This is a genomic window from Telluria sp. LT1R51-2 (assembly GCF_059685775.1).
Genome location: NZ_JCASIM010000001.1, coordinates 3,811,430 through 3,825,248, shown reverse-complemented (window position 1 = coordinate 3,825,248; position 13,819 = coordinate 3,811,430). Strand labels below are relative to the sequence as shown.

The window sequence follows — 13,819 nt, the reverse complement described above, 5'->3', positions numbered from 1 at the left end:
CGATGGCACTGCCGCGCGCACTTATCGAAATGGCTGTAGAAGGGGCGGCAGAAAGCCAGCGGCAGATCGACTCGATAGCCGATGCCCTGCGCCGCATGAACGGTGAATCGCTCGATCGCATTTCGGGGCAGATGAACAGTCTCGGTGAACGTTATTCCAACCTGCAGTCGACCATCGGCAACGTCGCTGGTTTCGCCATTGCAGGTGTATCGCTGGCTAGCCTGGCGGCGCGGATCACGGACACCATGGATTCCATGGCCGAGCTCGACGACCTCTCGCAAAAGATCGGCACGAGCGTTGAGCGCTTGTCCCAAATTCAAAAGGTAGCCAAAGCATTCGGTGCGGACTTCGCCGGCAGCGTCGATCCAGCGCTGACCAAACTCGCGCGCGGGCTGACCACTGTCGACGAGAAATCGAGTAAGACGGGCAAGGCGCTCGCGGCCCTTGGCATTTCCGCGAACGCGTTGAGCGATCCCGGCGAAATCATGATCGAGGTGGCTAAGAGCCTGCAGCAGTACGAGAATGGGTCAGCCAAAGCCGCTCTCGTCAATGACCTGTTCGGCAAGTCCGCTGCAGACTTACTGCCGTTCTTAAACGACCTGGCAGAAACCGTCGATGGTTTCTCAACGATCTCGGCCAAGTCCGTAGATCAAGTTGCTTCGCTTCAAGATCAATTCGGCATGTTGGGTGTCCGCACTGATGAAGCTTTTGAAGCTGTGACCACTGCCGCGCTGCCAGCCCTGTCGGCTTTGGCTAACGGCTTCGCCGACGCATTACAGAAACAAGATGGCCTGATCGACAGCGGCGAAATTGCCGACTGGGCCCGGATGGCGGCAATGGGAATCGCGCGTGTTGCCGATGTTGCGTTGTTGGCAGTTCGAAGCTTCTCAGCAATTTCAAGCAGCGTGCAGGTTGTAGCCGCTGACCTCAAGGTGCTATGGACGGCCTCGCCCGCGCGGATGGCCTATAGCGCAGCGAATGGTGGTTCGCCTTTGGAGGAACTCAAGAAAACGGTTGCAGAGCGTAATCAAATTCTGGAGGACGCGAATAAAAAGTGGTCGGATTTCGTTAACGCCCGGGCTGACGTTTTCTCCAGTAGGGTAGCGGGTTTTCTTGCTGCTGGGCCAGGTGCGGCCCCGGAAGATCCAACAGCCGTCCGAGGCACCGAACCGCTCGCCTACAAATCCAGTGGCGACGAGGCGGACAAGGACGCAGAAAAAATCGCGAACGCTTATCAAAATCTGGTGAAGGCTATCCAGGCGAAAATTGCTCAAGCCAATCTTGAGCTCAGCGCCGGGGAGCCACTGGCGGCCAGCCAGCAGGAGCAGCTCAAGCTGACCGAGCAGTTGGCGGAGATGAAGGGGAAACTTACGCCGATCCAGTACGCGTTGCTGGAAAGCGAGGGCAAGGAACTGGTCACGAAACTTGAGGTGATCGAGTCGAACAAGCGTGCGGCCGAGGGGCTGGCGTCGTACACGAAGTCAATGGTGACCTATGAAAACAGTGTCGCAAAGTCCATTGAGACCGCGCTAACCGAAGCGGTGCGCAACGAAGAACTTGCACTCACGTACGGCATGACCAAGTCCGCAGTCGAGGCGCTCGAACTGGCGCGCCTGGAAGAGCAGCTGGCGCAGCGCTCGACGCTGGGCCTGACGCTGGACGAAATCGAAACACTCGAGAAGCTGATCTCTGCGAAGAAGCGCAACGCAGTGGCGGTCAATGCGATTGAGCAAGTCGACGCTGCAAAGAAAGCGGCAGAGGAATGGAAGCGTACCTCGGAATCGATCGAGCAATCCTTGACCGATGCACTGTTGCGTGGCTTTGAGTCCGGCGATGGCTTCGGCAGGAATTTCGTCGAGACGCTAAAGAACATGTTCAATACCCTTGTGCTGCGCCCGGTAATCTCGGCCATCGTCAATCCGGTGGCGAGCGCCGTCACTGGCGCGATGGGACTGGCTGGAACCGCGCAGGCGGCGACCGGAGGCGGCGTTGGTGTTGGCGGTGTCGTCAGCGGTCTTGGCACGCTGGGGTCGCTAAGCTCCGGTGTCGGTCTTCTGGGTGCCGGTGGGCTCGGCCTGCAGGCTGGCTTCGGCGCACTTATGTCGAGCGGGTTTGCCGGGATCGGCGCGGCGGTATCGGGTGGCATTGCGGCGATCGGCGCGGGCACAGGGGCGAGCATTGCTGCTGGCATGGGAACCATCGCTGGCGCATTGGGGCCAATCGCCCTCGGCATCGGGGCGGCTGTCGCGATCTGGAAAAAGTTCGACACGTCTGGAACGAAACACACTGGCGGCGCTGCGACGTCCAGCAGCGCGGGCACGTCGGCAATTAAGGCCCAGTCACTGAACATGGCGGACATCGCCACCAGTGTCGAGTCTCAGAAAATGGTTGAGGGCCTGACCCAAGGCATTGTCGGCATCCTAGACAGCACCGCGCTGGCATTCGGCAAGACGGCAGGCTATACGGCCGCGACGGCATTCGCTGACGACACCAGCAAAGATGGAGCCTGGGGCTCGCTGATGATCCAGAAGCTGGGCCAAACTGTCGTGAACTGGCAGGACACCCGCGGCGGCACCAAGTGGGCGCCGAAGACCTTCGCAGACGGTGAGAAGGGGCAAGAGCAATATCTGACCGCTTTGACTTCGTCTGTGCGCGGCGCGTTGAACGCGATCGGCCTGCCTGACTGGGCGCGCACGATGCTCGACGGCGTTGCCTCGAATGCTTCGCTTGAGAACTTGGCGCAAGTGGTTGAACAGATCAACGTCACGCAGGTGGCGTTGGGTGCGATGCGGTCGCAGCTGATCGGTTTTTCTAGCATGAGCGATAGCGCAGTCAGCGCCCTGATGGCGGCCGCTGGCGGCATTGACAAGCTGTTCGGCAATGCCAGTGCGTATTACGACGCCTTTTACACCGAGGCAGAGAAAAACGCAGTCGTCACCGAGCAGGTGGCCAAATCCCTGGCGGCGGTAAACCTGCAGATGCCTGCCACCAAGGAGGGATACCGCGCGTTGCTTGAAGCACAGATGAAGCTTGGCCCGGCCGGCGCTGAGTCAGTGGCTGTTCTGTTCGCTTCCGCAGCTGCGTTCGCTCAGGTCACTGCGGAGGCGCAGATCGCGACGGACAAGAACGCGGACCTTGAGGCCAGTCTGGCTGATGCGCGCTCGGCGCTGACCGATGCTTATAAAGCCGAGAGCGATGCCATCAGTGCAACCACCGATCGCATGGGCTCGTTCGCAGCAAGCCTGAAAAGCGTTCGCGAGAACGCGCTGTTGGGAGAGCTGTCGCCACTGTCGGCGCAGGAGAAATATGTCGAGGCAAAAGCGCAGTACGAGTCGGTGCTGGCTGCAGCGCGTGGCGGAGACGAATCGGCGCAGTCGAATTATTCAGCCGCATTCAATTCGTTCCTCACAGCATCACGTGCCGTTTTCGCCAGTAGTGCACAGTACCAAGCCGATTTTGCGTATGCGCAGGCATCTACTGCAGAGACAGAGCGGTGGGCAAGTGCGCAAGTCGACGTCGGCAAGGCGCAGCTGGACGCGCTGAAGCTGTCAGTGAGCGGCCTGATCACGCTCGACAAGTCGGTTCTGTCGGTGCGCGATGCGATCCTGCAGATGCACCAGGTCATGGGCACGACCGCGCCGCCGGCACCGGTCGCTCTGCCCGGGCCGCAGATCTACATGCCGACTCCGGTTATGTATTCCTCATACGGCACCGACAGCTCGGTTGCGCTGGTTTCGGAGATCAAGCGCCTGAATGTCTTGGTCGAAAAACTCACGGCAGAGCAGAACTCGCAGACTGGCGACATTATCAAAGCCAACGCAACTGCAGCCAGGGAATCGGCTGAGGCCATAGCCAAGGCCAATACAACGGCAGTGAAGTCCGTTTCTAACAGTGAAAAGTGGGTGGCGTTCTCATGACAGATGTAGCATTCTTGGCTTGGCTGAAAAGCTCTGCCGCCTATCGTGTGGTCCTCATTGAGGCAGCCGTCCAGATCAATGGGATGGATTCCGTCGTGTACTTGGCGACGAAACCCTTTACCACCGGGCCCGGCGATGCGCCGGCAAACACCACATACCTGCCCATCGCCACAGTCGGCAAACTGTTTACCGAGCAGCTGTCGCTAAACGGGGAGGGAGGCCTGTCCGCTGGCGACCTCGAGATCGAGAACGTCGGCGGCACACGCGATGTATGGGCCGGCCCTGGTTACGTCTGGAAGAATCGTGCGATCAAGGCGTACATCGGTGATGTGCGCTGGAGCCGCGCGGATTTCCGCATGATCTTCAACGGCATTGTGGCCGACATCGCGCCACGCGGCCGCCAGGCGCTGGCGCTCAAGCTGCGTGACAAGCTGCAGCGCCTGGATACAGCGATGAGCGAGGTCAAGCTGGGCGGCACGGGCGAGCAGCGAGATGCACTACTGCCGATCGCGCTGGGTCAGGTTTTCAACGTGACGCCGCTGCTGATCAATGGCTCAATCCTGAAGTATCAAGTACATGCTGGCATGATCGACTCGATCATCGAGGTGCGCGACAACGGCGCACCGGTAGCGTTTACCGCTGACCCTGCCACCGGGACGTTCCAATTGCCGCCGCGCGGGGATCCGGTGGGCGTGGTCACTGCGTCCGTGCGCGGCGCTTCGGCCGGTGGCCACGTCGACACTGCGGCGCAGCTGGTCAAGCGACTGGTTACCACTTACGGCAAGGCGTCTGACCGTTTCGATGACGCTGACCTCGACCTAGCCAACATCGCCGCGTTCGATGCCGCGCACCAGCAGCAGCTAGGCGTGTACTCGACGGCGCGCCAGAATGTGCTGGCCGCCTGCCAGATGCTGCTGAGCAGCGTCGGCGCCCAGCTGGTGATGTCGCGGCTCGGCCTGGCTCGGCTGATTAAGGTCGCTCTGCCGGCTGCCGGCGCGCCAGTGGTGATACGGCCCGAGCACATGGTTGATGGCACGCTGCAGCCGGCGGCACGCACGGACGTTGTTGGGGCAGTGAAGCTCGGCTTTGCCCGCGCCTGGACCGTGCAGGATGCCGGCACGCTGGCGAACCTGCCGGAGGTGCACAAGACGCTGTTCGCCGAAGAGTGGCTGTCCACCACGAAGACCGACCAGGTGACGCTGGCCACATACCGCCTGAACGCCGAGCCGGTCCAGGTCGACACCATGCTGCTCACGCGAGCCGACGCCGACGCCGAGGCGCAGCGCCGGCTAGACCTGTGGAAGGTCCCGCGCACCACATACGAATTCGAGGGCGTACCGGAACTGCTCTCGCTCGAGCTGGGCCAGGCCGTCACGGTCTACGCACCGCGCTTCGGCATGGACGCCGGTGTGGCCGGCATCGTTATTTCACTCGCACCTGACTGGGAAACCGGCCGGGTCGCCGTTGGATTCCTCGTATGAGCACAGCACTAAACGACCGCGACGCGATCCTGCAGGCCGCCTCGGTGCGGGTCATCAACCCGAAGAACGCTTCGATCCTGCTCAACGCATCGTCATCGCTGTTTCACCTCAATGCCGGTGGCGCCGTCGACGTGGCCACCATCACGGTCACCGCGACGCTGGTCGGCCTAGATGGTGACGTGACCTTCACAGCTGACGGCGCGGCGCTCACCGCCGTGACCGGCAAGAGCGCTGTAGTGCGCTATGCCGATATGCAGGGGCCTGCAGCCATCGTCACCGCGCGGCTCGTCGCCGGCGGCCAGACCTTCTCGCAGAGCTGCATCATTGCCGTCGTGCGCGATGGCGTTAACGGTTCGGATGGCGGGTCTGGCGCGCGCGGTGCCGGTATGTATTTCGCCTCTGGCAATGCCTGGTCGGATGGAACGGCTGACGCAGCCACGCCGGGCGGCAACGTGCTAGGCGATGTCGTTACGATCTCGAACAACGGCACCTACGCGATGACCAAGCGATGGGACGGCGCGAGTTGGCTGGTAATGGGCGCGATCTTTGACGGTAGCCTGTTCGTAACAGGGTCGATCCACGGCGCTGCGATCAAGGCCGGCACGCTCGACATTCGCGCACCGGATGGCAGGTTGTTGCTCGGCGCAAACGGTGACTTCGGCGGGATTGTGCGAGCCAGCAGCCTGCAAGTCGGCGGCGACCAAAATAACTCGGTGCGTGATCCGCGGTATAAAGACCTTACATGGTGGGGTCTAACCGGCCCCAGTGGTGCGGGCGTCACCCCTGTCGATTGGAATGGAACTGCGCAAGGATCGTGGCCGAGATACAACGTGTCTACGTATTTCCAGTCGACCGAGGGCATACAGTACAACACCGAAACAAAGAAAATGCCACTAGTTCCCGGTGCGACATACCGTATTGAATACGATATTTTGTTCCACAACGATTGGGACGGTGACTTATCAATCTGGTTCAGCGCCGCTAACTGGACAGGTAATCTTTTGGGTGGACTTGGGCTTATTCCGGATTCACCGTATAAGTTCAATAATGGTGAAGGCATCCAATACCCGGCGTACACCCGCGATTGGCGCAGAGTTTCAGTCGAGGTTACAATCCCTGAGAACTTGGCTGCTGTCACGGAAGGTTCTTTTATTATTTTGCGCAGTATTCGTTCGGGCACATGCGAAATTGGGGCATTCAATCTGATCCGTTTGACAGACGGCGTTTTAATTAAAAACGGTGCGGTCGACGCGCGGCATGTCAAGGCTAAATCCATGACGGCCGACCGAATGAACGTGTCGGAGATTTCCGCAATTAGCGGTATTATCGGACGGTTTGCCACGGCTGATAGCGGCGCACGGATTGAAATTCGCGATAACATTCTCGAAGGCTTCAATGTGAATAATACGCGCCGTTTTAGAATCACCGCCTCGTGATATGCCTCTGACCATATACGACGGCAACGGGAACTATGTGTGGGACACCGACAGCGTCGCTGGCGGCGTAATCGCGGCGACACTGAGTTTCGGACCGACGACGACGGGCGTATGGGGCTACCCTGCGTTCGCAGGGCGTCAGGCGTTCATGGTCAACACCATCGGCTTGCCGTCCGAAGGCGATCCGGGCGTCGACCTTAATATGGACGCTGGATACCCGCGCGTGATCGTCCGTGTAGCAAACCGCGACCGAAGCATCCTTTTATTGGTCCGATAATGGCCGAATTTACTTTTACAAACACTAGCGGCGAATTGACCCTATCGGCCGACGCGATCACGTACGGCTACATTGGGCGCGCGCAGTACCTCGCAGTTGACACGCCGCAGGGCTCGGCGTCATATCGCGCCCGAGGCTACGCGATTTATCGTATCGAATGGGCCGGTGAGATATTACCCGCAATCGCGCTGCACCCTGGCCGACCGGTCTATATCAGTTCCATGTTCAGGGAAGGCAACACGTGGATTCTCTACGTGTCCTGCGGAAATGGCACGTATGACGGCGTAGGGTTTGAAAATCTGGAACCCGTCGAGGTGTTCGTTTTTGCCGCACCGCAGCAAGGTGTACTGACTGGATTCAATTTATTCAGTGCTGACGGGGCCACAATTACCGCCGACCTGATGCGCAGGCCGATGACGTTTAACGCACTGGCGATTTTTAACGGCAATCAGAGCAGCGCGCAAATACCCGGCAATATCGGCCCAATGGCTGTAATCGGGAGTCCGGATGATTACAGAACCACGTCTAATTATGACGGTAGCTTATATGTCAATCGAATTTATGATAAGTCGTGGCTTTGGAATGGCGCGTCTACATTAAGCAAAACCGATTCGCTAAGGCTTTGGACGCGCGAGGATACGTCATTCGGGTCCGTAGATATCATGCGCAATTCCATAGTAATCATTATTTCAACTTCAGGATTATAGCTATGCCGATCATCAAGCAAGTAAGGGCCGACAACGGCGTCACGTTGGGCTATCACCGCGTGCGTGCAATCGAAATCGATGCAGTAGCGGGAGTAATTTCCGTACGTGTCCAGTCCTATGGCGAAGAGGCTGACGCGATTGCAAAATTGCCTGTGGCATGGGAATGGCATCTTGTTCCGTCGGCCGAGGCTATGGGTGTGCCGTCAATGATTCTTGCGATTGAAAAGGCGCTTGCTGACGTCACAGGTTCGCCGTTTATTGGCGGTGGTATCGTGTCAGATGCAGCGGATGCACTCTCGTCTATCAAAGTGCGGAAGCGGGCGGAAATCAACGCGTGGTGGCTGGCAGCGAATAACGGTTATTTTGAATTCGGCGGCAAACGCATTGCCTACACGGAGTCAGATCGAGTAGACATTCAAGGCATAAACAATGTCGTTGCGCTGACAAGTGCAATGCCCACCAACCCAGATTGGCCCGCAGCCTGGAAAGCCATCGACAACGAATGGGTGCCACTACCGGACATTGGGGCATGGATCGCATTCAATGTGGCCATCGCCGAGCGCGGCACAGCGCATTTCAAGCACGCGCAGGAGCTGAAGGCGCAGCTGGATCTGGCGACCACCGCCGCCGAAATCGAATCAATCACCTGGTGAGCACCGGATGCCCAATCTGAGAATTGTTTCTGACAACGCCATCGAGCGCGCCACCCTTACTGCCTCGAGCACAGCGGGCGGCCTGGCCGTCGGCAACCTTGCCGCTGCGCAGGTCTACCCGGTGTGGCGCGCCACCGCGCGCGATGCCCGGGTCACGGCCGTATTCGCCGACGTCGAGCCGATCGGGTTCGTTGGCCTGCCATTCTGCAACCTGTCGCCGACGGCGCAGATGCGAGTTCGGATCAGCGGGGAGCAGTCCTCGACCAACTTGGTCCGGTACAGCGAGGCATTCGATAATGCGGCGTGGACCAAGGTAGCGGGCGTCACGGTCACAGCGAATTACGGTGGTTCGCCAAGTGGCTCGACCAATGCGTCCCGTCTGCAATTCACCGCCGCGAACCTTTCATTGTCCCAGGGGACGTCGCTTGCTGCCGGGACGGTGTGCTCAGGGTCGGTGTGGGCCAAGGGAGTGGCCGGGCAAAGCATCACCGTCTCCTCCGGCGGGGTCGACCAGCTGTTCGTTCTCTCCGGCGCATGGCAGCACCTGCAGGCGAACAACAAGACAGCCACAGGCGGCGCCTTCACGATCAGCACCCTTGGCGGCGCGACAGCGAGAGATCTACAGGTGTGGGGCGCGCAGCTCGAAACAGGAGCGCTGACGACCAGCTACTACCCGACCGCAGCAGCGGCGGCGACACGCCCAGCTGGCCACATCGATAACTGGCAGTCGTACGATTACGACAGCGGCCTGGTACTGGCCTGCCCAGCGCCGGCGGTTCGGCTGCGCGGCTTCACGCCAGCGCAGGCCGCCAGCGCGTACGCCTACGGTGGCGGCGCGTACGCACGCCACTGGCTGCCGGTCGAGATCGCCGCGCGCGCCGTGGCGGTTGACATCACGGATCCGGGCAACCTACAGGGCTACATCGAGGGCGGCTGCATGGTGGCCGGTTCGTTCTGGTCCCTGACCTACAACGCTTCGGCTGCGTCGGTGGCGATGGTCGACCGTACCGAGATTTCGCGCAGCGCCGCCGGCGGCCAGCTGGCCGACCCCGGTACGATGTGCCGCAAGGTCCCGGTCGATCTGCGCACCATGCCGCCGGCGGATCGCGCCAGGTTCCTCAGCCTGGCGCGTAACAGCCGTGCGTATCCCATCCTGCTGTCGGTATTCCCGATGGATGCCGACGCCGCCCTAGAGCGCGATTTCATGGTCTACGGCCGCCGAACAAAAGATTCTGACATCGCGTATCAATATGCGAATGCGTATACAACGACGCTGGAGGTTGAGGAAATTTAGTTGATACCAAATCGCAACATTCACTTTAGAAATTTTCTCAAACTTCTTAGAAATGAAATACGCATATCGAGACACTGGTGTTTCCCGGTGGCTCGATACGCAACATAGCGATGGAGTTTCTTGCCGGGTTGAATACCTCCCTGAAAGAGACTCATGAGCGAACCAATTTCCGGCACAGCAGCCGGCGTAGCGGGCTGGAAAATTCTCGGCGGTCTTGCCGGAATGGGAGCCATCGGCCTCGGTCTGGCCGCCTTCGTCGTAATGGCAATGACGAAGCCAGCTTCTGAGCAGGAGTGGCGTGTTGCGTTGGCATGCACTTTTGCTGGATCGATCGGCGGTGGTGCCGTGCTGATCAAATACCTGGCGGTAGAACATTGGTCACACGACATCCTCGGCCTGACTGCGCAAGGCGCGCTCATGTTCACGTGCGGCCTGCCAGCTTGGGCACTGATTCGCGCGCTGTTCAAGTTCTTGGAGAGGCGTAAAGACGCTGATCTGGCCGAGTTGGTACGCGATGTGAAAGAGGTGCTGTAATGCAAATCTCGGCAGACCTCATTCGTCGCATCGCTCCCCAGTGCGGGACCAATGCCGGTGCTGTTGCTGCTGCACTCGCCCCCGCGATCGAGCGCTTCGGAATCAACACGCGTTTGCGCTTGATCCACTTTCTTCCCCAGGTCGCACACGAAAGTGGCGGCTTCGTGCGCAAGCGCGAGAACCTGAACTATAAGCCAGAAGCCATCTTGGCCACCTTCAATACCGCCAAGGTAAAGCGTTTCACGCCGGCCCAGGCAGAGCAGTACGGGCGCACTGCGGCGCATGCCGCTGATCAGCCGGCTATTGCCAACATCGCTTACGCAAATCGCATGGGAAACGGCGATGCGAAGAGCGGTGATGGTTGGCGCACTCGCGGCGGCGGTTGGATGCAGCTAACTGGAACCACAAACCACAATGCCTGTGCTGACTTCTTCAGCATCCCCCGCAGCGTAGTCGGTGACTGGCTGGCCACCGATTCCGGCGCGGCGCTTTCCGCCGGATGGTTCTGGCACATCAACAACCTAAACCGGTTCGCTGACCTGGACGACGTTGACGGGATTTCCGACTGCGTAAACATTGGTCGCAAGACCTCGGCCATTGGCGACGCGATCGGTTACCAGGAGCGGCGATTCCTCACCGACGAAACAAGGAAGGTGATCGCATGACCAGCATCGAGAAACTGTTGATGGGCCTCATTGTCCTTATTGGCCTGGCGTTGTTTGGCTGGCTTAATTTACTTGACTATGGCGTCAAGCGCTACGAAGAGGGCTTTGATGCCGCGATCACGATTGGCAAGCAGCGGCGCGATGCTGATGCAGAAATCAACCGGCAAACCGAAATTGACTTGCGCACGCAGCTCGGCATTAAAGACACCGCTGCATTGAAAAAGGAGAAGGACCATGCACTATCTCTCGCGGCTGCTCAGCGCCGCATTCTTACTGGTACTGACAGCTTGCGCTGCCCCGCAAGGCCAGTACCAGCCACCTCCGCGACCAATGATCGATCGGTTGCCAGCGGACCTGCATCTGACGCCAAAGGACCGGAGCTTATGCCAGAGGCTGCTGCTGATCTTATCGGCATCGCCTCAGACGTTGAGCGAGTCGTGCGGCAATACGACCGTGTCGTCGAGCGATTCGAAGCATGTCGCGCAGTGAACGCAAGATAGTACCGTCCTAACCATAACCGAAGTTTGACCAAAATTAGTGGTGCTAAACTTCGGTCATGATCGGAAAAGTCAAACGGCTACGCCACCTTGGCAAGAGATTGTCAGATCGGGAGATCGGTGCGGCGCCAGCCGTCGAAGGCGAAGTGACGGTCTACGGAGTGGGCACAACGATCTGGGCCAGCGTCACTGACCCGAACCGCCAGGTCGGCGATCCATTATTGCCCACGCTTTATGAGGTGCGCTTGACGGCCATGCATGGACCTGGGTTCTTGCTCAAGGGCGAAGAGCGGCCGCAAGGTGATGCTGGCCTAGCCTACGTGCAAGAGTGGTCGGTACGGACGAAAGATTCTGGCAGCTAGATCCGAAGTTGCCCCTTCGCAAAATATTCTTCGCGTCGGAAGAAATCTCTCACTCTTCTATCCAATCTCGATTAAACTTCGGCAATAAAAATAATTTATTGCCAACATTTAAGCGAGTAGATAATGTCGTCCAACAAACTAGAAGGCGTACAAATCCTCAGAGGATATGCTGCGATGCTCGTCGTGGTGACACATCTGTGGAGCGAAGGAGTAATTTCGTCAGTTTTCAGGTTTAGTCGAATTGGCGGTCTGGGTGTCGACATCTTCTTCATCATTAGCGGCTTCATCATGTGCTATTCGATAAGAGATCGAATTTCGCCTGGTGATAGTGTACAGTTTTTGAAAAAGCGAATTTATAGGATCTACCCTATATACTTACTGGTTCTGATTCCGTTCTTGATCCAGTATCTCGCCCAAAGTAGTAGTGCAAATGACCTTGTCGATCCGATGCTAATCATTGGAAATCTACTTTTGCTGCCATCATTTTTCGATGGGGCAAACTACCGAATGCTTGTCGGTCCCGCCTGGACGCTTACATATGAATTGTTTTTTTATGTGCTGTTTGCAGGAGCAATGGTTTTGTCAGCATCCAAAAATCGCGCAATATATGTCGTCATGAGCTCGATTGTGCTGATGGTCGCACTTGTAAATCTCTTTGGTTTGAAAGGCGCTCGTCTACAGTGGTCGAACTTTCAGTACATAGTTGGCGACACGCTGATGCTTAATTTTGTCATTGGTAGTATTTGCTATTTTGTTTGGAAGAAATATTATCGTCCCATCTTTTCAACTTGGATGGCAATGGGCGCAGTAGTCGCGTTGACGATGATTGCATTACTGATGGGGAAGTTCGGATTTCCTCGATTTATAAGTCTAGGGCTCCCTGCCGGCGCAATTGTTCTCATCTTCTTATTCGCTGAATTCGAAATGAAAAGGTTAATTCAGCCACTGTTATTTCTTGGAAGTGCGTCTTACAGCATTTACTTAGTTCACGCAGTGGTCGCCCATTGGAAATACTTGGTTATTGGACGGGGCGCACAAGAGAATGATCTGACTGGGATATTGCTTACAATCACAGCGATAGTGCTGGGGTGTGCTTTCTACGTTGTCGTCGAAAAGCCGATCAGTGTCATTGTCCACAGACGCGCTAAGAACCCACCACGACCCGTAACTTCTCCCGAGGGGCGCTGACATCGTTGGTGCGGACCAGCAGTAAAGTAGCAACCCAGTTGGCGTAACTTTCAGCGTAGGTTCTTCCGAATGCCTCACTGGGTTATAGGAGCACACCCCCATGCATCATGGGGGTGTGCATCGCGTATCAAAACTACTCTGTTGGATTTGCCGTATCACTTGCGAAGAGTGTAGCGTTGGTCCGGTGTGCCTTATGAAGAAAATAAGCAATGATACGGTCAGCATCGGCTGGCAAGTTAGTTGGTTTGCCTCGTTCGTCGCCAGGCAAGTCCGTCATGCCGTTTAGCGTAAAAGTGAAGGAGCCGAGCAACAACGGAAAAGTAGAACTCAAGGGCAGATGATCCAAACTACAAATAACTCGAGCGATAGGTTCGTTGTTTGGGGCCAGCGCAATGAGGCATTGAAACTTAATCGTCGTTCCAAAGTGCTTTACGCAAACGCCCAATCCGTTCGCATCCATTGCTACCTCTAACCCTTCATAGTCCTCGAACACGCTGTCCTGCAATGCTTGCGGCGTGCCCATAGTCCTGAAGAGCCGCTTTATCTTCTCTGCAGCGGGTGCGGTACTTCTTACATCAGAAAACAAGGAAATGTCCATTGTCTTCGCAGGGAATGTTCCGAGGCTCATATAGTTTCCTATGGGTAATAAAAGCGGACGCAACCTGCGCCCGCAAATACACTACTTCTTCTTGGCAGGCGGCTTTGCCGGCACTTTGATCGTCTCGACAACTGATCCTTGCTTATCCTTTTGTGCTTCCTTTACCGGTTTGAACTGGCCAGTTCCGGCGTCGCGTCCAATTTTACGAGT

13 protein-coding genes are annotated in these 13,819 nt (G+C 57.6%); 12 read left to right on the top strand and 1 reads right to left on the bottom strand.

The genetic code is table 11. The features are described 5' to 3' along the window. Positions 1-2 precede the first annotated feature (2 nt). The 12 genes from AC56LH_RS16855 to AC56LH_RS16800 all read left to right on the top strand — a co-directional run bounded on the left by AC56LH_RS16855 (position 3) and on the right by AC56LH_RS16800 (position 13,011). The gene (locus AC56LH_RS16855) at positions 3-3,917 is read left to right on the top strand and encodes a hypothetical protein (protein WP_499647894.1); all 3,915 of its coding nucleotides are present in this window, start codon (positions 3-5) and stop codon (positions 3,915-3,917) included. 95 nt (positions 3,918-4,012) lie between these two features. Then, complete coding sequence (locus tag AC56LH_RS16850) at positions 4,013-5,398, top strand: hypothetical protein (protein ID WP_499647892.1); 1,386 nt, start codon at positions 4,013-4,015, stop codon at positions 5,396-5,398. Then, the gene (locus AC56LH_RS16845; protein ID WP_499647890.1) at positions 5,395-6,834 is read left to right on the top strand and encodes a hypothetical protein; all 1,440 of its coding nucleotides are present in this window, start codon (positions 5,395-5,397) and stop codon (positions 6,832-6,834) included. The genes AC56LH_RS16850 and AC56LH_RS16845 overlap by 4 nt, the downstream gene beginning before the upstream one ends. A 1-nt stretch (position 6,835) precedes the next feature. After that, positions 6,836-7,111, top strand: a complete 276-nt coding sequence (locus AC56LH_RS16840; RefSeq protein ID WP_499647888.1) for a hypothetical protein — start codon at positions 6,836-6,838, stop codon at positions 7,109-7,111. Continuing rightward, a complete protein-coding gene (locus AC56LH_RS16835) occupies positions 7,111-7,818 on the top strand; it encodes a hypothetical protein (protein ID WP_499647886.1) in 708 nt (235 codons plus the stop codon). The genes AC56LH_RS16840 and AC56LH_RS16835 overlap by 1 nt, the downstream gene beginning before the upstream one ends. A 2-nt stretch (positions 7,819-7,820) precedes the next feature. Beyond that, positions 7,821-8,471 carry a DUF4376 domain-containing protein gene (locus AC56LH_RS16830; protein WP_499647885.1) on the top strand — a complete coding sequence of 217 codons (651 nt, stop codon included), beginning with the start codon at positions 7,821-7,823 and terminating at the stop codon, positions 8,469-8,471. Between the two features lie 7 nt (positions 8,472-8,478). Then, positions 8,479-9,765, top strand: a complete 1,287-nt coding sequence (locus AC56LH_RS16825; protein WP_499647883.1) for a phage head spike fiber domain-containing protein — start codon at positions 8,479-8,481, stop codon at positions 9,763-9,765. A gap of 153 nt (positions 9,766-9,918) precedes the next feature. After that, positions 9,919-10,299 carry a hypothetical protein gene (locus AC56LH_RS16820; RefSeq protein ID WP_499647881.1) on the top strand — a complete coding sequence of 127 codons (381 nt, stop codon included), beginning with the start codon at positions 9,919-9,921 and terminating at the stop codon, positions 10,297-10,299. Beyond that, complete coding sequence (locus AC56LH_RS16815) at positions 10,299-10,964, top strand: glycoside hydrolase family 19 protein (RefSeq protein ID WP_499647879.1); 666 nt, start codon at positions 10,299-10,301, stop codon at positions 10,962-10,964. The genes AC56LH_RS16820 and AC56LH_RS16815 overlap by 1 nt, the downstream gene beginning before the upstream one ends. Continuing rightward, the gene (locus tag AC56LH_RS16810) at positions 10,961-11,464 is read left to right on the top strand and encodes a hypothetical protein (RefSeq protein ID WP_499647877.1); all 504 of its coding nucleotides are present in this window, start codon (positions 10,961-10,963) and stop codon (positions 11,462-11,464) included. Before AC56LH_RS16815 ends, AC56LH_RS16810 begins: the two co-directional genes overlap by 4 nt. A gap of 56 nt (positions 11,465-11,520) precedes the next feature. Next, positions 11,521-11,823 (top strand): hypothetical protein, encoded by a 303-nt coding sequence (locus tag AC56LH_RS16805; RefSeq protein WP_499647875.1) that lies wholly within the window; start codon positions 11,521-11,523, stop codon positions 11,821-11,823. Positions 11,824-11,946: 123 nt separating this feature from the next. Then, a complete protein-coding gene (locus AC56LH_RS16800; RefSeq protein WP_499647873.1) occupies positions 11,947-13,011 on the top strand; it encodes an acyltransferase family protein in 1,065 nt (354 codons plus the stop codon). A 133-nt stretch (positions 13,012-13,144) separates the two neighbouring features. Here the strand turns inward: AC56LH_RS16800 and AC56LH_RS16795 are convergent, their stop codons facing one another. Further along, entirely contained in the window at positions 13,145-13,639 is a 495-nt protein-coding gene (locus tag AC56LH_RS16795; protein WP_499647871.1) for a hypothetical protein, read from the bottom strand. Between the last annotated feature and the right edge of the window lie 180 nt (positions 13,640-13,819).